We start from the raw sequence: 23,117 nt of genomic DNA, 5'->3' as shown, positions 1-23,117 counted from the left end.
AGTGCTTCTATTATAACCAAAAAAACAGAGGGTGCGCAAAGCCCTCTGTTCATATAAATGATTTGATGTGTTTATTTGAGCACTCTAATTTTCACTCGTTTATTCCCCCATTGATAAGCTGCCGACTTACTTGGGACGAACACATCAATTTTATTCCCTTTTATAGCAGATCCAGTGTCTGATGCAACGGCATACCCATAGCCTTCCACATACACTTTAGAGCCCAGCGGAATGACACTCGGATCAACTGCTATGACCTTTGCACCTGGATTTGCTTTTAAATTAAAGCCTGTAGACGTTCTGCCCGTACATCCAGCACAGCCCGCTGTATAGGCTGTGGACGTCACATAGAACTCTTTTCCTGACGATTCATTACTTCTTGAAACCGCAGGGGACGCTTTAGGTTCTTTCTTGGACACTTGTGTACCAACGGCCACTAAACGATCCTTACTGTCTTTTGCAGTAACCTCTTTAATTAATTCTTTAGACACCACTTTGCCGTTTTCTTTCACAATGGCATAGTGCTTCTTCAATTTACCTTCTTCACCTTTTTCAAGCACCTTCTCTTTTCCTTTTTCAAGAGATCGATCCTTTTTATGTTTGGTATCAAAAGCAATTTTCTCTTCCACTACATCGGTGACTTTTTCCACCCGAGTGATCTTCACATCTGCGCTTTTTTTAGAAAGGTGACTATGTAACGCAGGTTTGATCTTATCGTGCTTCTTGAGCTTCAGCTCTTGTTGCTTTAAAAAGTCAGCGACCGTAGTCGAAGTGGTCCACACTTTCTTATCCTTTCCTCCATCGTTTAAGCTGACCTGAAAGGCCTGCTGAACCACAAGATCCATATTCTTTTTAATCTTGTCATTCTTTCCTGGAGTGACTTGATCGTGCTTCCCAATATCTATCTTCTCATTCTTCAATAATGCTCCAACCGTCTGATCTGTTGTCCATATCGTTTTCTCTTTCCCATCTAGGGTGAGATGAACCGGTATAGCCGCATCATACACAATGTTCATGTTGTCTTGAATCTTTGTATTTAGACTTGGAGAGATATGATCCTCCGCCCTGGTCCTTATTCCAAGGTCTGAAAGCAGCTGTGCTACTGTCTCTTCATGTGTACGAATTGTCTTCTCTTTGCCATTGATTGAAATGGTAATAGACTGCTTAGTGAGCTCATGCGCACCGTAAGCCGTCCCAGTTCCAGCTAAAAGCAAGCAAGCGACTAGAAATAAAACCTTGCCTTTTCCTAGCTTGACAGAAAACAGATTTTTCATTTTTTGTACGATGAAAAACGCCTCCTTCTCCTCGGAGAGATTATATAGAGTATCTCAAAACCTGTCAACCCTTCCACCCACTGTACAAAAATGCTCGATTGTAAACCTATTATGGGAGATTTTTGGAAGGAAGGGAAGAAAGACTTATCGACAACTTATCCTATGAGGAGGCGCAAACGTGTAGAACTTTTTCGTTATGTTTCACAATTGGACAAGCTTAAACAAGGATTGACATCATATACTGTCAGTTTATACGGAAAACTTTTTTCGCATTTTCTGTTGTCAATGCAGCAAGCTCTTCAAAGCTTATTTCTCGCAATTCAGCAATTTGTTCTGCGATATATTTCACATAGCTCGGCTCATTTCGTTTCCCTCTAAATGGCGCTGGAGTTAAATACGGGCAGTCTGTCTCAATCAGAAGACGATCACTTGGAATATCCTTTACAACTTCTTTCGGTTTTTTCGCATTTTTAAATGTCACAGGTCCACCGAATGAGATATAAAAGTTCATTTCCATACACGCTTTTGCAATTTCGAGGCTGCCAGTAAAGCAGTGCATAATTCCTCCGACTTCTGCCGCTCCTTCTTCTTTTAAGATCGTCACTACATCTTCCGTAGCGTCACGGTTATGAATGATAATTGGCAGATTCACTTCTTTTGCAAGAGCAATTTGACGTCTAAAGACTTCTTTTTGCACATCTTTTGGCGACTTGTCCCAATAGTAATCTAGACCCATTTCTCCAATGGCAACAACCTTTTCATGCTGAGATAATTCTTTGATCCAAGCCAAATCTTCATCTGTCATATCAATGGCATCAACAGGATGCCAGCCGATGGCTGCATACATAAAATCATATGCTTCAATTAGCTCCATCGCTCTCGTAATGGTTGGACGATCAAACCCGACCACCACAATCTTCTCTACCTTTTCACTTTTGGCTCTTTCAATCACCTGCTCTAAGTCTTCATTATATTGTTCAGCATTTAAGTGGGCATGTGTGTCAAATAACATGGTTGATTGCTCCTTTCGACAATTCTTCTGAAAAACAAAAGGTGTTCGACGAAATGTTACACGTGGAACACCTTTGTTAAATTATAAAATTTTCGTTCCATTTGCTAGAGATTGATCTACTTCAAGAACCTGCAATTTACCACTAGTTTCTCCAGTTAAAATCATCCCCTGGGAAATTTCCCCTCTTAGTTTAACTGGTGTGAGATTCGCTACGCAGACGAGCTTCTTCCCTACCAATTCTTCTGGTTGATAATGCTTGGCAATCCCTGAGACAATTTGTCTCTTTTCAAATCCAAAATCAAGCTGAAGCTTTAAGAGACGGTCAGCTTTTTTCACTGGTGCTGCTTCCAATACTTGTGCTACACGAAGGTCAACTTTCGAAAAATCATCGAAGGCAATTTCGGCACCCAGTTCAGGTAATTCAGTTTCTTCTATTTGAACTGACTCTTCTTCTACCTTAGGCGCACTTTCTTGCATCTTCTCTTTAATGTATGCCACTTCTTCTTCAACCTCTAAACGAGGGAACAACGGCTCACCTTTTTGTACCGTCGCTTTTTGAATCGCACCGAAAGAAAGAATGCTTTCCCAGCTTTTGAGTTTCTCTTCTTCAATTCCAAGCTGGAAGAAGATTTTCTCAGGTGTTTTTGTTAAGAATGGTGTTAACAATACAGCTGTGATTCGAAGTGATTCTGCTAAATGGTACATCACAGAATGCAGTTCTTTTCGTTTTGTTTCATCCTTCGCTAATACCCAAGGAGCTGTTTGATCAATATATTTATTCGTTCTGCTGATTAATGTCCAAACATTTGAAAGAGCCACCGAGAATTCGAGGTTCTCCATCGCTTCTTCATAAGCTTTCACTGTTTGTTCAGCTACAGCTTTTAGTTCCTCATCAAACTCATTGACTGGTCCCTTATAGCTGCTTAATGTACCGTCGAAGTATTTTTGCACCATCGCCACTGTACGGTTAAGTAAGTTCCCTAAATCATTGGCAAGGTCATAGTTTACACGTTCCACGAATCCTTCTGGTGTAAACACACCGTCTGCACCAAATGGTACTTCGCGTAGCAGGTAATAACGAAGAGCATCAAGACCATAGCGATCAATTAACGTAACAGGATCTACTACGTTCCCTTTTGATTTAGACATTTTGCCATCTTTCATGAGCAGCCAGCCATGTGCAAAAATTTGTTTTGGCAACGGCAGATCAAGTGCCATCAGCATAATTGGCCAGTAAATTGTATGGAATCGTACAATTTCTTTCCCGACTAGGTGTACGTTGGCAGGCCAATATTTTTTATATTTTTCATCTTGATCGGTTCCGTAGCCAATCGCTGTTAAGTAGTTGAATAACGCATCAATCCATACATAGATGACGTGCTTCGGATTATTAGGTACTTTAATGCCCCAATCAAAGGTTGTTCTTGATACAGCTAAATCCTCTAACCCCGGTTTAATGAAGTTATTAATCATTTCATTCTTTCTTGATTCAGGCTGAATGAACGACGGGTTCTTTTCGTAATAGTCTAGTAAGCGATCTGCATACTTACTCATACGGAAGAAATATGATTCCTCTTTAATCAATTCAACAGGGTGTCCACTGTCTGGGCTTTTCCCTCCAATGACTTCCCCTTTCTCATTTCGCTCAACATCAACAAGCTGTGTTTCCGTATAGAATGTTTCATCAGGAATACTGTACCAGCCCTCATATTGATCTAAATAAATATCTCCTTGATCAAGCAACTTTTGGAAGACTTGCTCAATGATTTTCGTATGTCTTTTTTCCGTTGTACGAATGAAATCATCGTTTGAAATGTCGAGTTTCTTCCATAATGATTTAATGTCAGCAACGACCGGATCTAAATACTCTATCGGTGTAATATTTTGTTCTTCAGCTTTTTGCTGAATTTTTTGTCCGTGCTCATCAGTACCCGTTAAATACATCACATCATAGCCTTGCAGACGTTTATATCGAGCCATGGCATCCCCTGCCACTGTTGTATAAGCATGTCCAATATGTAATTTTCCGCTCGGATAGTAAATTGGTGTAGTCAGATAAAACGTTTTTTTCTTTTCCGGCATGTCGGAACCTCCTGCTTGTGTGTAAATGTCAAAAACTCCCGCCCAATGGACGAGAGCGGTCATCATACTTCATTAAAATGTGTCAGATCATTTCATTATGTTTTGCACTTGTGCTTTCTCTATGATACCATCTTAGCCTTTAAGATCAAGCATATATACATAGAACAGATTGAAATGAACGAAAAAGATGAGTTTTTCGAAAAAAACGACAAACCGCTCGACATTTTGTCGAATATTGTCGTATGAAATCTATTTCCAGATTTACAATTGGCTAAATTAGGGCAAAAGTCTTGTTAATCTGTTATCGTCATTTTTCATATTTTTATAGATAAATTCTGAAAAATCCTTATACACCGGTAGTTTCAAGGTCCTTTGACTTTAAGAGTCATATTTTACAAACAATAGTAAACAAAATGATTGACGATTTATGGAAACCTTGTTATGCTAGGAATGTAAGGAATTTGTCGAATAATGACGAAGATAATATTATATTAAGAATAAGAACTTTTTGGGAGGAGAATGAAGATGAAATCTACAGGTATTGTACGTAAAGTTGACGAATTAGGACGCGTGGTGATTCCAATCGAGCTTCGCCGTACGTTAGGAATCGCAGAAAAAGACGCTTTGGAAATTTATGTTGATGATGAAAAAATTATCCTAAAAAAATATAAACCAAACATGACTTGCCAAGTAACAGGTGAAGTATCAGACGATAACCTTAAACTTGCTAATGGTAAATTAGTTCTTAGCCGTGAAGGTGCAGAGCAAATCATTAACGAAATCCAAAACCAACTTCAATCACAAAAATAAGTTTTATATAAAAAGGTTCTTGCACCGTTTGCAAGAACCTTTCTTTATTGTTCAATATGATACGCATCATAGATCGTCCGCTTTGGCACACCACGTTCAACCGCAGTACGTTTAATAGCCTCTTTTGACGTTAACCCTTCCTCTATGTAATGGATCACGTGCTCTTTTTCAGATAAAGAATTCCACCAAGCTTCTTCATTCAGTTCTTCTTCATCCTGATCATTTCCTTGTACAACGAGACAGAACTCACCACGGATTTGTTGTTCTGTCACCCAGGTCAGCGCGTATTCTAAATCTCCACGAATAAACTCTTCAAATTTCTTTGTCAGTTCTCTCGTAATGGCAATATTCCGGTTCCCCCACACTTCTTTCATCACAGTCAGCGTTTCTTTTAACCGATGGGGCGCTTCATAGAAAACAATTGTTTCTTGGCGTTTCTTCAATGCTTCCAGCTGTTTTTTCTTTTCCTTTTTTTGACGATCAAGAAAACCGTAAAAGAAAAATGGCTGAGGTGCGATTCCTGACGCAATGAGCGCCGTAAGTGCTGCATTTGCACCAGGTAACGGAATGACATAGCCTCCGATGTTCGTAAAGTCGCGAACCACTTCGGCTCCTGGATCAGAGATCGTCGGTAAACCGGCATCGCTCACGAGTGCAATGTTCTTTCCTTCTTTTAACCATTCGATTAACTTATGACCACTGCTATCTTTGTTATGTTCATGATAACTCGTTAATGGGGTATCAATTTCATAGACATGACAAAGCTTTTTCGTTTGTCTCGTATCTTCTGCGGCAATATAGTCTACATCTTTTAACGTTTGTATCGCTCGAAACGTCATATCTTCTAAGTTTCCAATCGGGGTTGGTACGAGATAAAGAATACCCATTTCTGATTGACCATCAAAGCTTTTCTGTGTCTTTTTCATGTGCCGCCTCCTTTTTGATTCGCTTTTCTTCTATATACATGTCCTTTTTTCGACGTGTCCACGTTTTGAAACGATATTCCTGTTGCATGGCTTCTCTTTTGGTTAAAAAGCATTCGTGGTAATAGAGTTCCACCGGCCGTCTAGCTCTCGTATACTTTGCACCCTTCCCACTATTATGGGCAGTCAGCCTTTTTTGTAAGTCATTTGTATACCCAGCGTACAAACTGCCATCTGCACATTTCAATACATAGAAATAATGACTATGCTTCTCCATACAGTATCGTCCTGATTTCTTTTGTATACTCTTGGTCTTCTCCATAAACAAAAAGCGGCGGGAGGATTTTCAAATCCGGCTTTCCATCTTTCATCCCTTCCACTAAAATGGTATTCGCTTCTTTTCCCTGTTTCGGATATACAAATTGAATTCGTTTTGGCTCAATTCGGTATTTCTTCATCATTTCAACAATCTCAAGCAGCCGTCCAGGGCGATGAACCATTGCCAGTTTGCCTCCTTGCTTTAGCAAAGTGGAAGAAACACGAATGACATCTTCTAATGTACAATGAATCTCATGACGTGCAATCGCCAAATACTCATTTTCATTGATTTCATCCTTAGAAGGAGTCTTAAAATATGGCGGATTACAAGTAATCACGTCTACTTTGTGGTTTCCGTACCGTTTAGGCATATCATTTAAATCACCATGGATCAACTCAATCTGCTGCTCCAGTTGATTATGCGCCACACTTCTCTTTGCCATATCAAACAGACGTTCTTGAATTTCAACCCCTGTAATAGAGGCTTTAGATCTCGTCGAAAGCAGCAATGGAACAATGCCATTTCCCGTACAAAGATCAATAATCTCCCCTTTTTGAATCGGCACATACGCAAATTTTGCTAATAACACTGCATCCAATGAAAAGGCGAACACCGTTTTACTTTGAATAATTTTCATATCTTCTGCAAGCAAGTAGTCTAAACGTTCATCTTCTCTTAACGAAACCATGATGTATCCTTTCTTTTCCTGTGAAAAAGGCTCCCGATTCAGCGGAAGCCTTTTCTCATTTTTTATTTAAAAATGACAGACAGAACAAACAGTCTCCCTCTTTCCGAATGCTCCCATAATGTACATTACAAATATGGAAGCCCTCCTGATATAAACGAGCGAGGTTATCATGACCTTCTCCTATATCAGAATGACTTGGCTTCTGGGCAGAATCATGCTCTGCCTCAGACGATTTATCTCGATCGGATTGATCCAGACGTTCACGCAAGTGCTGATTCTCCATCTGCAGCTGATGATTTTCTTCAATCACTTCACCAATATGATTTTTCAAATCACCTAGCTGGCGATAAAGAGAACCGATTTGTTCTTCTAAATTAATCACCGTATCAAATAGTTCCTTTTTATCCAAGGTGGCACACCTCGTTACTCAGTTGTTTGTGCAGATACAACGCCTTCTTGTATTAATTCTTCCCAAGTATATTCTATCACTTTTTCTTGCCCGGTTAATTCAACTTGCAAAATTCGTTCTAAAATATTAAGCCCTACTACCTTTGCAGAGCCATTAGACGTCTGAATCGTTTCACCGATGTCCGGTAATTGTTCTTTTGCTGTTTCGTACTCATCATTCTCATATTTCAAGCAGCACATTAAACGGCCGCAAAGCCCTGAAATTTTGGTAGGGTTTAACGAGAGGTTTTGATCTTTTGCCATTTTAATGGACACAGGTTCAAAATCTCCTAAGAAAGTTGAACAGCAAAGCATACGTCCACACGGACCAATGCCGCCTAGCATTTTCGCCTCGTCTCTTACACCGATTTGACGAAGTTCAATTCTCGTCTTGAAGATAGATGCAAGATCCTTGACCAGCTCACGGAAATCTACTCTGCCATCCGCTGTAAAATAGAAGATGACCTTGTTGCGGTCGAATGTAAATTCGACATCGACCAGTTTCATTTCCAGGCCGTGTTCACTTACTTTCTGAAGACATGTGTCAAAGGCTGCCATCGCTGCTTCTTTGTTCTCCTCAACGATGAGCCGGTCTCGTTCGTCTGCGACGCGAATCACCTTACGCAAAGGGAGAACCACATCGTGTTCATCTACTTTTTTATTGGCGATGACCACTTGCCCGTACTCAACACCTCTAACCGTTTCTACAATGACACAACTATCATTTTCTATATGAAATCCATTAGGATCGAAATAATAGATTTTGCCCGCTTTTTTAAAGCGAACACCAATTACGTTGTACAAGCTTATCCCTCCTGCAACATCAACACCAATTGCTCCATTAGCCCTTGGGCATTCACGTTGGATTGAAGTCTCTTTTTCGCTTCTAATACAGCAAGGATCTGATTCGTCACCATTTGCTGTGTGGAATGCAGCGCGTGCTGCTTCATTGTCTGGAATAAGTCTTGATAAATGACTTTATCTTCATTTCCTATTTGAATCGACAATACATCACGATATATAAATAAAAGCATATCAAGACCAGTTTCTTGAAGGTCTTTCTCTTTGAAAAAAGGCATCCATTGATCTTGTATATAAAAAAATGCATGTTCTTTTCGCTGGTGTAAGACTTCATACAATTTTATCACTTTCGCTCTAGACTCTGCAAACTGATCATTTCGACTTAATTCGAGTGCTTCTGCTAAATTATTGGTTAAATTCGACAAAAGCCTTGCGAGATCCTGAGACACGCCTTCTTGTAAAAGCTGCTGCTCCAAAGATTGCGGCTGCAGCGGCTGAAAGCTAAGCATCTGACATCTTGAAATAATCGTATCCAGCATTTTATGCGATTGTTCAGTGATTAAAACTGCCATCGTTTCCCGGTTGGGCTCCTCTAGGAACTTTAATAAACTGTTCGCAGCATTGACCGTCATTTTGTCCGCATGGAGAATGATATACATTTTCCGATGCGATTCTACGCCTGCTTTTGTAAATTCCTCCTGCAAAGCCTGCACTTGCGCCTTCTTAATTGATTGACCGTCAGGCTGCACTAGATGTAAATCTGGATGGTTGCCAGACTGAATTCTTTTGCAGTTTTGACAGGACTCGCATGGTTTCACTCCTGTTTCCAAACAAAAAAAGCTCTTCGCTAAAAGCATCGCAGCATCTAGCTTTCCTGTCCCTTTTTTTCCTTCAAATAAGTAAGCATGAGCCAGTCTGTCTTTATCAATACTATTAAAAATCAGCCGCATGACGCGCGGCTGTAGATCATTCATGTCATCCCAGCTAATTGCCATGTTATCACTCTCTATGTGTAAAGGTTAATCAATAAACCTTTTATTTCTCCAATACGTTCAAGCAAATCAATCGAGGGTTTCTCTTGATTCATCATATCCTCTGTTAACTCAATCAGTTTTTCATCTAATGCTTTGACTAAAGCGAGTGTTCGTGTGTTGCCATAAATGTCAAAGCTCCTTGATGTCTCTATATTTAATCCATTATCGACTGTTTCTTTTACAAAGCGTTTCACAAGTCCTTTAAATCTAGCCAAATCTTTAAGGTTTCGTGACTTTGTCAGTTTTTTGCCGAAGACTTCGATATCGCTCAGCATGACTGTCAGCTGCTCTAAACGCATTTTACCGCTTTGTGTCTCCATCGATGATTTAAACGATGCTGAAGTTTGGCTTCCTTTCATCGCTTGAAGTTCACGCTTTTCTAAAAGCAGCCGCATATCTTGATTAATTTTCACAGCAACCCATCCTTAAAATTGATGAAATTGTTCAACTGGCAGAATAAAGACGGTAGCTCCACCAACTTCAACCTCAACAGGGTATGGTACATATGAATCTGCATTTCCACCCATTGGTGATACAGGCGCGATCATTTGATCACGTTTACGGCAATTTTCCTTGATTAGCTGTAACGCTTTATCCACTCGGACATCATCACAACCAATGATAAAAGTCGTATTCCCAGACTTTAGAAATCCACCAGTCGAAGCTAATTTTGTCACGCCGAATTGATGTTCGGTCAATATTTTCAATAACTTGCTGCTATCTTGATCCTGTACAACGGCAACAATTAATTTCATTTGATTGGCCTCCTTCATTTTAGGCACAGGTGACATGCCGATGTCTTCCTCTATATTATAACAACGATTGGGAATGAGGTCATATTTGATTTTTCTTTAATGTGTCCTGAATCAGCTGAAACACTTCATTAAAGACATCCTGAACAGGCTGAGACGCATCTACTACACGGAATCGTTCTGGTGATTGCGCAATCAGCAGCTCATATCCTTCTCTGACCATTTGATGAAAATTCAGTGTTTCCATGTCTAATCGATTTTTTTCTCTTCCTTGATTGGCATCAATTCGCTTTAGACCTTCCTCTGGTGTAATGGAAAAGTAAATGGTCATTTGCGGCATCGTGCCATCAATGGCAAAATCATTAATGGATTTGACTTCTTCAATCCCAAGCCCTCTCGCATAGCCCTGATAAGCAAGGGAGCTGTCGACAAAACGATCACATAAAACAGTTTCCCCCCGCTTCAATGCCGGTTCTACTTTTTCAGCCAAATGCTGCCTTCTAGCTGCTGCATAAAGCAATGCCTCTGTTTTTGCGTCCATTTTTTTATTTTTTTCATTTAAAATGACTTCACGAATTTGCTCTGCAATGTCGATACCCCCCGGCTCACGTGTCGCCATCACTGCATAGCCTTGACGTTCCATTTCTTCGTACACTTTTCGAATCACTGTCGTTTTTCCAGCACCCTCAGGCCCTTCAAACGTAATAAACATACCGCTCATAGTGTCTCCTCTTCTATATAAACATATAATTTTCTCTGGTGAATCACCTGACTTGCTTGCACATGAACTTGATGCCCAAGTAAACGGCTTAACGTCGCAATTTGATCTGATTCAATCGGTTCTCCTTTAATCATCAAAGGAATGCCAGGCGGATAGGGAATGACCGATTCTGCACTAATCCGGCCAACTGCTTTTTCGAATGGAACAGCTTCTACATCTCGCTTTTGCTGATCGTCCTCTAAGAAGAGCGATCCCGTTTGAGACTCTTTTTTTACAAGCAATGAATCACTTTGCTGAAGAGCCTGCTCTATAGCTGTAAAAGGAATGTCCTTTGTCTGCCTTAGACCAAAAACGAGTAAGACTTGATGTTCATCCGCAAGTTCTGGGTGAACCTCCACCGACTCAAGCACCTTTTTGAGTTCATAGCCTGTCAGCCCTTTTGTTGAACGAATGATACATTTTAATGGATCCATAGGTAAAGAGTCAGACTCAACCACTTCGAGATTGGAGATCATATTGAACTGTGCTTTCAGCTTTGCCAAGTCTCTCATGATTTCGTCCATTAACCCTTTTCCCTTCAACTCCTCCACATAAGCTCTCGCCACATCTAACGAAGCCATAATTGGATAGGAAGGTGAACTGCTTTGAAGCATCGTTAATAAAGTCTTCATCCGCTTCACATCAATTCGGTCTCCTTGAAGATGGAGATAAGACCCCATCGTCATTGCCGGAAGGGTTTTATGTGCTGATTGTACCACCACGTCTGCTCCATAGGAAAGGGCAGAAGGAGGAAAGGCACCGCCTAATACAAAATGAGCACCATGTGCCTCATCAACTAATACAATGATGCCAGCTTCATGACACATTTGAATGAGCCCTGATAAATCAGCTGCATGTCCGTAGTAGTTCGGATATGTCAAAACGATTGCCCGGCAGTTAGGATGTGTCGCCATAGCTTGTTTGACTGTTTCCTCCGTCACATGAGTTGGGACGTGCAAGTGCGGATCACTCTCAGTTTCTAACATAATAGGCGTCGCTCCCGCAAGCTCAATCGCATGGAACACAGACTTATGACAATTTCGCTGAACGAAAATGCCCTCCCCAGCCTGACACGCAGACATCACCATCGCCAAATTGCCAACGGTTGTGCCATTCACAAGGAAAAAACTTTGTTTAGCTCCATATAGCTTTGCCAATAAATCCTCTGCCTCTTGAATCACCCCAGTCGGATGGTGAAGATCATCTAGACCTTCAAGTTCTGTCACATCGAGCTGAAGAATGGATGCATAATAGGACCGTGCCTCATCAAAAAAGACATCTCCATTGTGATGTCCCGGAACGTGAAAAGAATAGGGCTTCTTTTCCGCATGTTGTGATAATGCTGTATATAAAGGTGTTTTCAAACAAATCGACCCTTTTCACTTAAACGATATCTTATATCTATTATAACGTTCAAACAAGTGAACTGAAAGATGGATTCTCATTCCTTTATTGGTTTATGATTCACCAGCTTCTGCTCTGCCTCATGAATGCTACTTTTTAAATGAGCTCGTTCTTGGCTCCCATGTTCTTTTACCTGCAACGTTTCCTGCAATGTTTCGGCAAATTGGCGCTGAACCTTTTTCAACGTATCTATAGGCGTTAAGGATGCATCTTCAAGCAACCGTCCTTGCTGCTTCGATACCTGTTCATATGTTTGCTGGATACGCTGCTCAAGCGCTGAATTGGCTCGCTGCTGAATATGATTGAACGCAATCGACATTTGGTTAATCCATAAAGGAATTGATGCGGAAACAGTTGATTGAATATGATTGGCTAATGTATGGTTTGTATGCTGAATCATTCGAATTTGGGCATTACATTGCAGTGCGATTTGACGGCTCAACAACAAATCATACTTCCGTTCTTTTAATCTCTCCATATATTCTTCTTCATCGACTTCCCGACTCATCAATTGTTCCTCTAATGTCCGATCATGTGACTGTGATTCTGTTAGGGCATGTTGCTCTAACAGCGTCAATTTTGCTTCAACTGCTGCAACCTGTAACGTCATCTCTTGAAAGTATGATTGATTTTCTTCAAATAAACGCTCCAATAACTTATGGTCCGAAATTAACACGCCTCTTGCGTAACGAAGCCTTGCTGACAATCTCTCTATCTGTGCTTCTGCTTGTTTAAAACGAGATATGATCTCCTGAGTAGAACGCTTTTCTCGCTGAAATAACCTTAAAAAAAAGCCTCGCTTCTTTGGCAATAAATCCTCTGGCTCCACTAAATGCAGTTGCTGTAAAAAAGCTTCTAGAACGTCTCCGATTTGGTCAATATCTTTTTTCTCCACATATTGCATCATTTGTTTTGATTGTTCTAACAATCGTTCCTGCACACGTGTGCCATAGAAAAGAAGTTTTTGTGGATGGTCAGGGATCTTCTCAGTTCGTTGTAGCGCCTCCTGCTTTTCCTCATCAGATAAGGTATCAAACACCCGAAACGGAAGATCTGTAGTAGATGGGGCTGGTGGTATGACTGGATCTTCTGGTTTCATCGAGTTTGACTCCTTTCATATCTATTTTTTAATCATTTTATCGGCCACTTCCAGTTCAATATGAAGTGCTTCTATATCTCTTCCTAAAACTTGCTGTAAATCATTCGTTAATTGCTTTTGCAGTTCAGTCAGCGTGACTCGAGTTTGGCTTAATGTCATTTCAAGCTCATGGCTACGATTCGGCTGATTATACAGCAGTGCATATTTCTCAGTTAATTCAACAACAGAATCCAAACTCTCAAAATAAAACCGCTGTGCATCATAAAACCGGTTCGGTTCCTTTTTTGTTATCGTATAGATGCGTCGTGCAAGCCGAAGAATTTCATAATTATGCTTGATCGTCTGTACGTTCTTCACAGCAAATAAAGCTTTCTTCAAACGAACCAGCTTTTGCCCAGCTTCTTTTAAGTGCTGTTTAATATATACATAATCACTGCGAGACAGTCCGTGTTTCTTCAAAAACAACTGGAAGGCAGCCCATCGGCTTCCTGCAAACATCACACCCCACCCAATCATCGCATACAGTATCGATAATCCAACATGATGATGGAAAACACCAATACTGACAGTTAAAATCACCAGCGAAAAAAGAGTAGAGAGAACGGCCCATGCAAATGTGTAAAAAATTGATTTCATGTTCATCGACTCCTATGAATAATCAGGCTCTCTGTTTATCTTATTATTTATTACGGTTGATGTCCAAACTAAGTTCCAAAAAACAGGCCCAATCCCCGATTGCCCATAAAAAAAGACCATCTAATGGTCTATGAATACAAAGGCGGCGTATGAAGATTTTTAAGCTTTCTTACATAATCAGCATAACTAGGATCCGAGGTTGATGTAGAAATTAACTTCCGTTCACAATCTCGGCATAAAAACTGATGATATAAATAAATTCCCTTTGTTTTTTTCTCTTCACAAATCAAACAAATTGCTTCTCGCTCTTTTTTGCTCATTGTGACACCTCCACTTATAGCTTCAGTATGCCCTAGCGCTTTCAATTGTATACAAAATTAAGAATGTTTTAGATGATAGTTTAGTATATGTATCCATGCCAGATCGAGTGTTTGTTCCTTTTTTAAAACACAAAAAAGACCAGTTCCGACTGGAACTGATCCTTTGAAAAGCTTGGCGGCGTCCTACTCTCACAGGGGGAAACCCCCAACTACCATCGGCGCTGAAGAGCTTAACTTCCGTGTTCGGTATGGGAACGGGTGTGACCTCTTCGCTATCGCCACCAAACCTGATGGAGAGAATGTTCTCTCAAAACTAGATAACAATGTTCATTTTTCACATTAGAATATAGGTTAAGTCCTCGATCTATTAGTATCTGTCAGCTCCACGTGTCACCACGCTTCCACCTCAGACCTATCAACCTGATCATCTTTCAGGGATCTTACTTCCTTGCGGAATGGGAAATCTCATCTTGAGGGGGGCTTCATGCTTAGATGCTTTCAGCACTTATCCCGTCCGCACATAGCTACCCAGCGATGCCCTTGGCAGAACAACTGGTACACCAGCGGTGCGTCCATCCCGGTCCTCTCGTACTAAGGACAGCTCCTCTCAAATTTCCTGCGCCCGCGACGGATAGGGACCGAACTGTCTCACGACGTTCTGAACCCAGCTCGCGTACCGCTTTAATGGGCGAACAGCCCAACCCTTGGGACCGACTACAGCCCCAGGATGCGATGAGCCGACATCGAGGTGCCAAACCTCCCCGTCGATGTGGACTCTTGGGGGAGATAAGCCTGTTATCCCCGGGGTAGCTTTTATCCGTTGAGCGATGGCCCTTCCATGCGGAACCACCGGATCACTAAGCCCGACTTTCGTCCCTGCTCGACTTGTAGGTCTCGCAGTCAAGCTCCCTTGTGCCTTTACACTCTGCGAATGATTTCCAACCATTCTGAGGGAACCTTTGGGCGCCTCCGTTACATTTTAGGAGGCGACCGCCCCAGTCAAACTGCCCACCTGACACTGTCTCCCTGCCCGATAAGGGCAGCGGGTTAGAAGGTCAATACAGCCAGGGTAGTATCCCACCGATGCCTCCACCGAAGCTAGCGCTCCGGTTTCCAAGGCTCCTACCTATCCTGTACAAGCTGTACCAACATTCAATATCAGGCTGCAGTAAAGCTCCACGGGGTCTTTCCGTCCTGTCGCGGGTAACCTGCATCTTCACAGGTACTATAATTTCACCGAGTCTCTCGTTGAGACAGTGCCCAGATCGTTGCGCCTTTCGTGCGGGTCGGAACTTACCCGACAAGGAATTTCGCTACCTTAGGACCGTTATAGTTACGGCCGCCGTTTACTGGGGCTTCAATTCGCACCTTCGCTTACGCTAAGCGCTCCTCTTAACCTTCCAGCACCGGGCAGGCGTCAGCCCCTATACTTCGCCTTACGGCTTCGCAGAGACCTGTGTTTTTGCTAAACAGTCGCCTGGGCCTATTCACTGCGGCTTCTCGGGGCTTTAACACCCTAAGAAGCACCCCTTCTCCCGAAGTTACGGGGTCATTTTGCCGAGTTCCTTAACGAGAGTTCTCTCGATCACCTTAGGATTCTCTCCTCGCCTACCTGTGTCGGTTTGCGGTACGGGCACCTCTCACCTCGCTAGAGGCTTTTCTTGGCAGTGTGGAATCAGGAACTTCGCTACTAAATTTCGCTCGCCATCACAGCTCAGCCTTCACGGGAAACGGATTTGCCTATTTCCCAGCCTAACTGCTTGGACGCGGATATCCAATACCGCGCTTACCCTATCCTCCTGCGTCCCCCCATTGCTCAAATGGTGAGGAGGTGGTACAGGAATATCAACCTGTTGTCCATCGCCTACGCCTTTCGGCCTCGGCTTAGGTCCCGACTAACCCTGAGCGGACGAGCCTTCCTCAGGAAACCTTAGGCATTCGGTGGACGGGATTCTCACCCGTCTTTCGCTACTCATACCGGCATTCTCACTTCTAAGCGCTCCACCAGTCCTTCCGGTCTGACTTCACTGCACTTAGAACGCTCTCCTACCACTGTTCGTAAGAACAGTCCGCAGCTTCGGTGATACGTTTAGCCCCGGTACATTTTCGGCGCAGAGTCACTCGACCAGTGAGCTATTACGCACTCTTTAAATGGTGGCTGCTTCTAAGCCAACATCCTGGTTGTCTAAGCAACTCCACATCCTTTTCCACTTAACGTATACTTTGGGACCTTAGCTGGCGGTCTGGGCTGTTTCCCTTTCGACTACGGATCTTATCACTCGCAGTCTGACTCCCAAGGATAAGTCATCGGCATTCGGAGTTTGACTGAATTCGGTAACCCGGTAGGGGCCCCTAGTCCAATCAGTGCTCTACCTCCGAGACTCTTACCTTGAGGCTAGCCCTAAAGCTATTTCGGAGAGAACCAGCTATCTCCAGGTTCGATTGGCATTTCACCCCTACCCACACCTCATCCCCGCACTTTTCAACGTGCGTGGGTTCGGGCCTCCATTCAGTGTTACCTGAACTTCACCCTGGACATGGGTAGATCACCTGGTTTCGGGTCTACGACCACGTACTCATGCGCCCTATTCAGACTCGCTTTCGCTGCGGCTCCGCATCTTCTGCTTAACCTTGCACGGGATCGTAACTCGCCGGTTCATTCTACAAAAGGCACGCCATCACCCGTTAACGGGCTCTGACTACTTGTAGGCACACGGTTTCAGGATCTATTTCACTCCCCTTCCGGGGTGCTTTTCACCTTTCCCTCACGGTACTGGTTCACTATCGGTCACTAGGGAGTATTTAGCCTTGGGAGATGGTCCTCCCGGATTCCGACGGAATTTCACGTGTTCCGCCGTACTCAGGATCCACTCTGGAGAGAACAACATTTCAGTTACAGGGCTGTTACCTTCTTTGGCGGGCCTTTCCAGACCTCTTCGCTTATATCGTTCCTTTGTAACTCCGTATAGAGTGTCCTACAACCCCAAGAGGCAAGCCTCTTGGTTTGGGCTGTTCCCGTTTCGCTCGCCGCTACTCAGGGAATCGCATTTGCTTTCTCTTCCTCCGGGTACTTAGATGTTTCAGTTCCCCGGGTATGCCTTCTCATACTCTATGTATTCAAGTATGGATACTACTCCATTACGAGCAGTGGGTTTCCCCATTCGGAAATCTCCGGATCAAAGCTTGCTTACAGCTCCCCGAAGCATATCGGTGTTCGTCCCGTCCTTCATCGGCTCCTAGTGCCAAGGCATCCACCGTGCGCCCTTTCTAACTTAACCATTTCTTACTTTAGAAAGAATCACTATGTGTGATGAACTTTGCATTGCATTCAATGTGAATGTATTACTTATTGTTATCTAGTTTTCAAAGAACACGTTGGTGGAGCCTAGCGGGATCGAACCGCTGACCTCCTGCGTGCAAGGCAGGCGCTCTCCCAGCTGAGCTAAGGCCCCGATTTAATAGAAGATGGTGGGCCTGAGTGGACTCGAACCACCGACCTCACGCTTATCAGGCGTGCGCTCTAACCAGCTGAGCTACAGGCCCATCTTTCATATCGAAGATATGATGTTGTAGGATCTTTTGCAAGTTCCTTCAAAACTAAACAAGACGAAAAACGTACGCTGCTCCATATATCCTTAGAAAGGAGGTGATCCAGCCGCACCTTCCGATACGGCTACCTTGTTACGACTTCACCCCAATCATCTGCCCCACCTTCGGCGGCTGGCTCCATAAAGGTTACCTCACCGACTTCGGGTGTTGCAAACTCTCGTGGTGTGACGGGCGGTGTGTACAAGGCCCGGGAACGTATTCACCGCGGCATGCTGATCCGCGATTACTAGCGATTCCAGCTTCACGCAGTCGAGTTGCAGACTGCGATCCGAACTGAGAACAGATTTGTGGGATTGGCTAAACCTTGCGGTCTCGCAGCCCTTTGTTCTGTCCATTGTAGCACGTGTGTAGCCCAGGTCATAAGGGGCATGATGATTTGACGTCATCCCCACCTTCCTCCGGTTTGTCACCGGCAGTCACCTTAGAGTGCCCAACTGAATGCTGGCAACTAAGATCAAGGGTTGCGCTCGTTGCGGGACTTAACCCAACATCTCACGACACGAGCTGACGACAACCATGCACCACCTGTCACTCTGTCCCCGAAGGGAAAGCCCTATCTCTAGGGTTGTCAGAGGATGTCAAGACCTGGTAAGGTTCTTCGCGTTGCTTCGAATTAAACCACATGCTCCACCGCTTGTGCGGGCCCCCGTCAATTCCTTTGAGTTTCAGTCTTGCGACCGTACTCCCCAGGCGGAGTGCTTAATGCGTTAGCTGCAGCACTAAGGGGCGGAAACCCCCTAACACTTAGCACTCATCGTTTACGGCGTGGACTACCAGGGTATCTAATCCTGTTCGCTCCCCACGCTTTCGCTCCTCAGCGTCAGTTACAGACCAGAGAGTCGCCTTCGCCACTGGTGTTCCTCCACATCTCTACGCATTTCACCGCTACACGTGGAATTCCACTCTCCTCTTCTGCACTCAAGTTTCCCAGTTTCCAATGACCCTCCCCGGTTGAGCCGGGGGCTTTCACATCAGACTTAAGAAACCGCCTGCGAGCCCTTTACGCCCAATAATTCCGGACAACGCTTGCCACCTACGTATTACCGCGGCTGCTGGCACGTAGTTAGCCGTGGCTTTCTGGTTAGGTACCGTCAAGGTGCAAGCAGTTACTCTTGCACTTGTTCTTCCCTAACAACAGAGCTTTACGATCCGAAAACCTTCATCACTCACGCGGCGTTGCTCCGTCAGACTTTCGTCCATTGCGGAAGATTCCCTACTGCTGCCTCCCGTAGGAGTCTGGGCCGTGTCTCAGTCCCAGTGTGGCCGATCACCCTCTCAGGTCGGCTACGCATCGTCGCCTTGGTGAGCCGTTACCTCACCAACTAGCTAATGCGCCGCGGGTCCATCTGTAAGTGACAGCCGAAACCGTCTTTCATCCTTGAACCATGCGGTTCAAGGAACTATCCGGTATTAGCTCCGGTTTCCCGGAGTTATCCCAGTCTTACAGGCAGGTTACCCACGTGTTACTCACCCGTCCGCCGCTAACATCCGGGAGCAAGCTCCCTTCTGTCCGCTCGACTTGCATGTATTAGGCACGCCGCCAGCGTTCGTCCTGAGCCAGGATCAAACTCTCCGAAAAAGTACAAAACCGAAGTTTTGCTTTTCGCCAGTTTGACTGACTACCTATGATATATCATAGGATTTTTTTATAAAAACTCGAATTAACAGGTACGTTTTGTCTTGTTTAGTTTTCAAAGAACTTGTTTACCGCTTCAGAAGCGACTAGAACATCTTATCACATCCAAGTTGTTAGTGTCAACAACTTTTTTGTTATTATGTTTTTTCGTTTCTTCGTCATCAGCGACGTATATTAATTTACCACCATATATAATCAAAGTCAACAATATTTTGCATTAAATAATAAACTTTTCAATTACGACTAAAGCTGCTACACCTGGAATGCCCAACAAACCACTAATTCCGCTCGTTACAGGGTTAATGGAAACATGAAGCCCTAAACTCTCGCCGAATAAATTGAGACAAAATAAAAAAAGAGCGCCTGCGACAAATTTTATTCCGATAAGCCCTAACCATTTGAATGGATTCGCTTGAACACCCGACATAAACAACAATAAAACAGCTAACAAAATTGAACCAATCACAATAACAGGTTCCATAATCCTCTCATCTCCTCTTCATATGAATAGTACAAGCATATGAGAGGATTATGGAAAATAGACCTGCTATCTCCAGTTGTTTAAACGTAAATTTCTCTTTTTCGCTTCTCTCAGATAGAAAAAGTACTTCGCTTGAGCAAGCTTTAATTCGAATAGAATGTCCGGTGAAGGCTCAACGCTATTTGCGACAAGCTTTTTTTGTCTGTTCCATTCTTCCTTTTGCTTAAAAAGCTGTTGAATTAATATCTCATCGAATTCTTTTCGAATTGATTTTCTGCGAAGAAAACCCATGTACCGTACTTCTCCTTCCTACATCTCACGTCTGCCTTCTAGAGCCTTAGAAAGTGTGACTTCATCCGCATACTCTAAATCTCCACCTACTGGGAGTCCGTGAGCAATGCGAGAGAGTTTAATTCCTGATGGTTTCAACAATCTAGAGATATACATGGCTGTCGCTTCTCCCTCAATGTTTGGATTGGTTGCAAGAATGACCTCTGTGACTTGATCGTCTTGCAATCTTTTTAATAGGTCAGGAATTTTAATATCCTCTGGCCCAATTCCGTCCATTGGTGAAATAGCACCATGAAGCACATGATATAAGCCGTTGTATTCTTTCATTTTTTCCATTGCGATCACATCTTTTGGATCCTGCACGACACAGATCACAGATTGATCTCTTCTTGTATCTTCACAAATATAGCAAGGATCCTGGTCGGTGATATGTCCGCAAACAGAACAATAAGTTAAATTACGCTTTGCATTAACAAGTGCCTTCGCAAAATCCAGCACGACATCTTCTTGCATACTAAGAACAAAAAAAGCCAGACGGACCGCAGTTTTAGGTCCGATTCCTGGCAATTTCATAAAGCTATCAATCAGCTTTGATATTGGTTCAGGATATTGCATCTTCAGTTATTCCTCCTAGAATAAACCTGGCATGTTCATTCCTTTTGTGAATTGACCCATTGTTTCATTCGTTAGTTCATCAACTTTTTTCAATGCATCATTTGTTGCTGCAAGTACAAGGTCTTGAAGCATATCGATGTCTTCAGGATCAACAACTTCTTCATTAATCGCCACATCAACGACTTCTTTTTGTCCATTTACTTTTACAGTGACCATGCCGCCACCTGCCGTACCTTCAAGGACTTTTTCTGCAAGCTCTTCTTGAGCCTTAGCCATATCCTTCTGCATTTTTTGCATTTGTTTCATCATTTTTTGCATATTTCCCATTCCACCGCGCATATGAACACCACTCTCTTTCAAATTGTTAATCTTTAATTTCAATTAAATCGGTTCCTACTAACTTCTTTGCTTCTGCAATTAATGGATCTTCTTCAGCAGAAGCTGCCTGACCATCTGCTTGTTCTTCAGGCTGATGATCTCTTAAAAATTCTTCTCTTATTTTACCCCATTGAGCGTCAGGAACGCCAACTAATTCCACTCTTTTTCCTAGCATAGATTCTAGCAGTTGCTCAAGATTGGTTCGAACACCACTTTTATCTTCGGCCACCATCTTACAATGTATTTCAAATTTGAATTTTAAAACAAAGGCATGAGTTGCCGCCGCAACTGGTTCACTATCTGTTAATAGCGCAGCGTGAGATACCTTATTTTGCTGTTTTAATTGAGCAAGAAGCTCTCCCCATTTGCCTTTTATTTTTTCTAGTTCCGGTCGCTTCGCTTCTTTTAAAATCTCATGAATTCGACCGACAGGTGCACGATAACCATTTTTATTACTCGTTTGAGGTCGAGGTGCTTCCGTTTTTGCTTGAGGACTCTGAGACTGAGTCATTGGAACACCCTCAGCTTTTAGCCTAGATAGCTCCTGTTCCAGCCTGTCTATTTTATTCGTTAACGCTGTTAGGTCGGAATCAGCCGGAGATGATACAGCACCAGCCGTTGACTGACAGAGCTTAACCACAGCTACTTCAAAGAAAATTCTAGGGTGGTTTGTCCATTTCATTTCCTGATGGCTTTTATTCAGCACTTCAATCGTTTCATAAAGAAACTGAGGTGCCACACGTTCTGAAAGAGCCACAAACTTATCGTCGACTTTGACTTTTTCAAGGACACCTTCAAGATCCGGTGCTGTTTTGTAAAGAAGCATATCTCTAAAGTAGAAGATCATATCCTCTATTAATTTCGCGGCATCTTTCCCCTGTTGAAGCAATTCATTTAACGTATCCAGCGCTATCGCAATATTTTGCTCAAAAATGGCTTCAGCAAGCTGACTAATGAAATGCTGAGATACAGCACCTGTAATGAGCAGTGCATCATCAATTGTGAGCTGTTCACCACTAAATGAGATCGCTTGGTCAAGGAGACTGAGTGCGTCACGCATGCCTCCATCTGCCGCACTAGCAATAATCTCGAGTGAACCCTCTTGTATATTTAGGCTTTCTGCATCTACAATTTTCTCCATTCGTCCAACTATATCTTTTGTCGTGATCCGTTTAAAATCAAATCTCTGACATCTTGATATGATGGTAAGAGGAATCTTATGAGGCTCTGTGGTAGCCAAAATAAAGATACAATGAGCAGGTGGTTCCTCTAGCGTTTTAAGAAGTGCATTAAATGCCCCGATAGAGAGCATATGTACCTCATCTATAATATAAACCTTATATGTAACCGCTGAAGGAGCAAATTTCACTTTATCACGTATATCCCGAATTTCATCTACCCCGTTATTTGAGGCAGCATCTATTTCAATCACGTCTGAAATCGAACCGGTCGTAATCCCTCTACAGGCATCACACTCATTACACGGCTCACTAACAGGTGACTTTTCACAGTTCACTGCTTTCGCAAAAATCTTGGCAGCACTTGTTTTACCTGTTCCTCTAGGACCTGAAAATAAGTAAGCATGAGAAAACTTTTTCTGCAAAAGGGCATTTTGCAACGTTTTTGTGATGTGTTCTTGTCCAACAACATCCTCAAAAACTTGAGGTCTGAACACTCGGTATAAAGCTTGATAACTCACAAATACGCCCTCCTCCATTTATCATCATGTTCATTATACATGATGCA

At 43.0% G+C, this 23,117-nt stretch carries 22 protein-coding genes, 2 tRNA genes and 3 rRNA genes; 1 reads left to right on the top strand and 26 read right to left on the bottom strand.

All coding sequences use genetic code 11. The features are described 5' to 3' along the window. Positions 1-71 precede the first annotated feature (71 nt). The 3 genes from NSQ52_RS00270 to metG form a co-directional block, all read right to left on the bottom strand. A complete protein-coding gene (locus tag NSQ52_RS00270) occupies positions 72-1,274 on the bottom strand; it encodes a G5 and 3D domain-containing protein (protein WP_007496219.1) in 1,203 nt (400 codons plus the stop codon). 244 nt (positions 1,275-1,518) lie between these two features. Then, complete coding sequence (locus NSQ52_RS00265; RefSeq protein WP_017359325.1) at positions 1,519-2,286, bottom strand: TatD family hydrolase; 768 nt, start codon at positions 2,284-2,286, stop codon at positions 1,519-1,521. 81 nt (positions 2,287-2,367) lie between these two features. Further along, the gene (gene metG, locus NSQ52_RS00260) at positions 2,368-4,368 is read right to left on the bottom strand and encodes a methionine--tRNA ligase (protein ID WP_342473800.1); all 2,001 of its coding nucleotides are present in this window, start codon (positions 4,366-4,368) and stop codon (positions 2,368-2,370) included. A gap of 519 nt (positions 4,369-4,887) precedes the next feature. Here metG and NSQ52_RS00255 point away from each other — a divergent pair. After that, entirely contained in the window at positions 4,888-5,178 is a 291-nt protein-coding gene (locus NSQ52_RS00255) for an AbrB/MazE/SpoVT family DNA-binding domain-containing protein (RefSeq protein ID WP_087975202.1), read from the top strand. A gap of 44 nt (positions 5,179-5,222) precedes the next feature. Here NSQ52_RS00255 and rsmI read toward each other — a convergent pair whose 3' ends face one another. The 23 genes from rsmI to dnaX all read right to left on the bottom strand — a co-directional run bounded on the left by rsmI (position 5,223) and on the right by dnaX (position 23,070). Further along, positions 5,223-6,104 (bottom strand): 16S rRNA (cytidine(1402)-2'-O)-methyltransferase, encoded by an 882-nt coding sequence (gene rsmI / locus NSQ52_RS00250; protein ID WP_039170319.1) that lies wholly within the window; start codon positions 6,102-6,104, stop codon positions 5,223-5,225. Continuing rightward, a complete protein-coding gene (locus NSQ52_RS00245; protein WP_019744059.1) occupies positions 6,079-6,378 on the bottom strand; it encodes a GIY-YIG nuclease family protein in 300 nt (99 codons plus the stop codon). The genes rsmI and NSQ52_RS00245 overlap by 26 nt, the downstream gene beginning before the upstream one ends. Then, a complete protein-coding gene (locus NSQ52_RS00240; protein WP_017359328.1) occupies positions 6,365-7,108 on the bottom strand; it encodes a tRNA1(Val) (adenine(37)-N6)-methyltransferase in 744 nt (247 codons plus the stop codon). Before NSQ52_RS00240 ends, NSQ52_RS00245 begins: the two co-directional genes overlap by 14 nt. Positions 7,109-7,163: 55 nt before the next feature. Beyond that, positions 7,164-7,517 (bottom strand): DNA replication initiation control protein YabA, encoded by a 354-nt coding sequence (yabA, locus tag NSQ52_RS00235; RefSeq protein WP_007496228.1) that lies wholly within the window; start codon positions 7,515-7,517, stop codon positions 7,164-7,166. Between the two features lie 14 nt (positions 7,518-7,531). Further along, positions 7,532-8,359, bottom strand: a complete 828-nt coding sequence (locus NSQ52_RS00230) for a stage 0 sporulation family protein (protein WP_024719352.1) — start codon at positions 8,357-8,359, stop codon at positions 7,532-7,534. Positions 8,360-8,361: 2 nt separating this feature from the next. Then, the gene (gene holB, locus NSQ52_RS00225; RefSeq protein ID WP_342473799.1) at positions 8,362-9,351 is read right to left on the bottom strand and encodes a DNA polymerase III subunit delta'; all 990 of its coding nucleotides are present in this window, start codon (positions 9,349-9,351) and stop codon (positions 8,362-8,364) included. Between the two features lie 11 nt (positions 9,352-9,362). After that, complete coding sequence (locus tag NSQ52_RS00220; RefSeq protein ID WP_008341898.1) at positions 9,363-9,803, bottom strand: YaaR family protein; 441 nt, start codon at positions 9,801-9,803, stop codon at positions 9,363-9,365. Between the two features lie 12 nt (positions 9,804-9,815). Further along, complete coding sequence (locus tag NSQ52_RS00215) at positions 9,816-10,145, bottom strand: cyclic-di-AMP receptor (RefSeq protein ID WP_012008640.1); 330 nt, start codon at positions 10,143-10,145, stop codon at positions 9,816-9,818. Between the two features lie 79 nt (positions 10,146-10,224). Then, complete coding sequence (gene tmk, locus NSQ52_RS00210) at positions 10,225-10,863, bottom strand: dTMP kinase (RefSeq protein WP_342473798.1); 639 nt, start codon at positions 10,861-10,863, stop codon at positions 10,225-10,227. Continuing rightward, positions 10,860-12,266 (bottom strand): aminotransferase class I/II-fold pyridoxal phosphate-dependent enzyme, encoded by a 1,407-nt coding sequence (locus tag NSQ52_RS00205; protein ID WP_342473797.1) that lies wholly within the window; start codon positions 12,264-12,266, stop codon positions 10,860-10,862. The genes tmk and NSQ52_RS00205 overlap by 4 nt, the downstream gene beginning before the upstream one ends. 77 nt (positions 12,267-12,343) lie before the next feature. Continuing rightward, positions 12,344-13,405: a toxic anion resistance protein gene (locus NSQ52_RS00200; protein ID WP_342473796.1), complete on the bottom strand. Its 1,062-nt coding sequence runs from the start codon at positions 13,403-13,405 to the stop codon at positions 12,344-12,346. Between the two features lie 21 nt (positions 13,406-13,426). Beyond that, positions 13,427-14,041: a 5-bromo-4-chloroindolyl phosphate hydrolysis family protein gene (locus NSQ52_RS00195; protein ID WP_025206595.1), complete on the bottom strand. Its 615-nt coding sequence runs from the start codon at positions 14,039-14,041 to the stop codon at positions 13,427-13,429. A gap of 128 nt (positions 14,042-14,169) precedes the next feature. Beyond that, positions 14,170-14,361, bottom strand: coding sequence for a sigma factor G inhibitor Gin (locus NSQ52_RS00190; RefSeq protein WP_017359334.1), 192 nt, complete (start codon positions 14,359-14,361; stop codon positions 14,170-14,172). Between the two features lie 170 nt (positions 14,362-14,531). Further along, positions 14,532-14,647: ribosomal RNA gene (gene rrf, locus NSQ52_RS00185) — 5S ribosomal RNA — on the bottom strand. Positions 14,648-14,708: 61 nt separating this feature from the next. Next, positions 14,709-17,639 (bottom strand): 23S ribosomal RNA (locus tag NSQ52_RS00180). Between the two features lie 98 nt (positions 17,640-17,737). Next, positions 17,738-17,813, bottom strand: a tRNA-Ala gene (locus NSQ52_RS00175). A gap of 14 nt (positions 17,814-17,827) precedes the next feature. Further along, positions 17,828-17,904 (bottom strand) — tRNA-Ile (locus NSQ52_RS00170). Positions 17,905-18,000: 96 nt separating this feature from the next. Beyond that, positions 18,001-19,549: ribosomal RNA gene (locus NSQ52_RS00165) — 16S ribosomal RNA — on the bottom strand. Together the 16S, 23S and 5S rRNA genes with 2 tRNA genes alongside form the textbook arrangement of a ribosomal RNA operon. 274 nt (positions 19,550-19,823) lie before the next feature. Further along, positions 19,824-20,087, bottom strand: coding sequence for a pro-sigmaK processing inhibitor BofA family protein (locus tag NSQ52_RS00160; RefSeq protein ID WP_012009068.1), 264 nt, complete (start codon positions 20,085-20,087; stop codon positions 19,824-19,826). A 66-nt stretch (positions 20,088-20,153) separates the two neighbouring features. Then, positions 20,154-20,378 carry a YaaL family protein gene (locus tag NSQ52_RS00155; RefSeq protein WP_008342008.1) on the bottom strand — a complete coding sequence of 75 codons (225 nt, stop codon included), beginning with the start codon at positions 20,376-20,378 and terminating at the stop codon, positions 20,154-20,156. An 18-nt stretch (positions 20,379-20,396) separates the two neighbouring features. Continuing rightward, entirely contained in the window at positions 20,397-20,993 is a 597-nt protein-coding gene (gene recR, locus NSQ52_RS00150) for a recombination protein RecR (protein WP_003218094.1), read from the bottom strand. Positions 20,994-21,008: 15 nt separating this feature from the next. After that, positions 21,009-21,332 carry a YbaB/EbfC family nucleoid-associated protein gene (locus NSQ52_RS00145; protein WP_008342011.1) on the bottom strand — a complete coding sequence of 108 codons (324 nt, stop codon included), beginning with the start codon at positions 21,330-21,332 and terminating at the stop codon, positions 21,009-21,011. Positions 21,333-21,357: 25 nt separating this feature from the next. Further along, on the bottom strand, positions 21,358-23,070 hold the full coding sequence (dnaX, locus tag NSQ52_RS00140; RefSeq protein WP_008342013.1) for a DNA polymerase III subunit gamma/tau: 1,713 nt from the start codon (positions 23,068-23,070) through the stop codon (positions 21,358-21,360). Positions 23,071-23,117 lie beyond the last annotated feature (47 nt).

It is taken from the genome of Bacillus sp. FSL W8-1141 (genome assembly GCF_038593205.1).
Lineage (GTDB): Bacteria > Bacillota > Bacilli > Bacillales > Bacillaceae > Bacillus > Bacillus altitudinis.
This window is presented reverse-complemented; position numbering and strand designations above follow the sequence as displayed.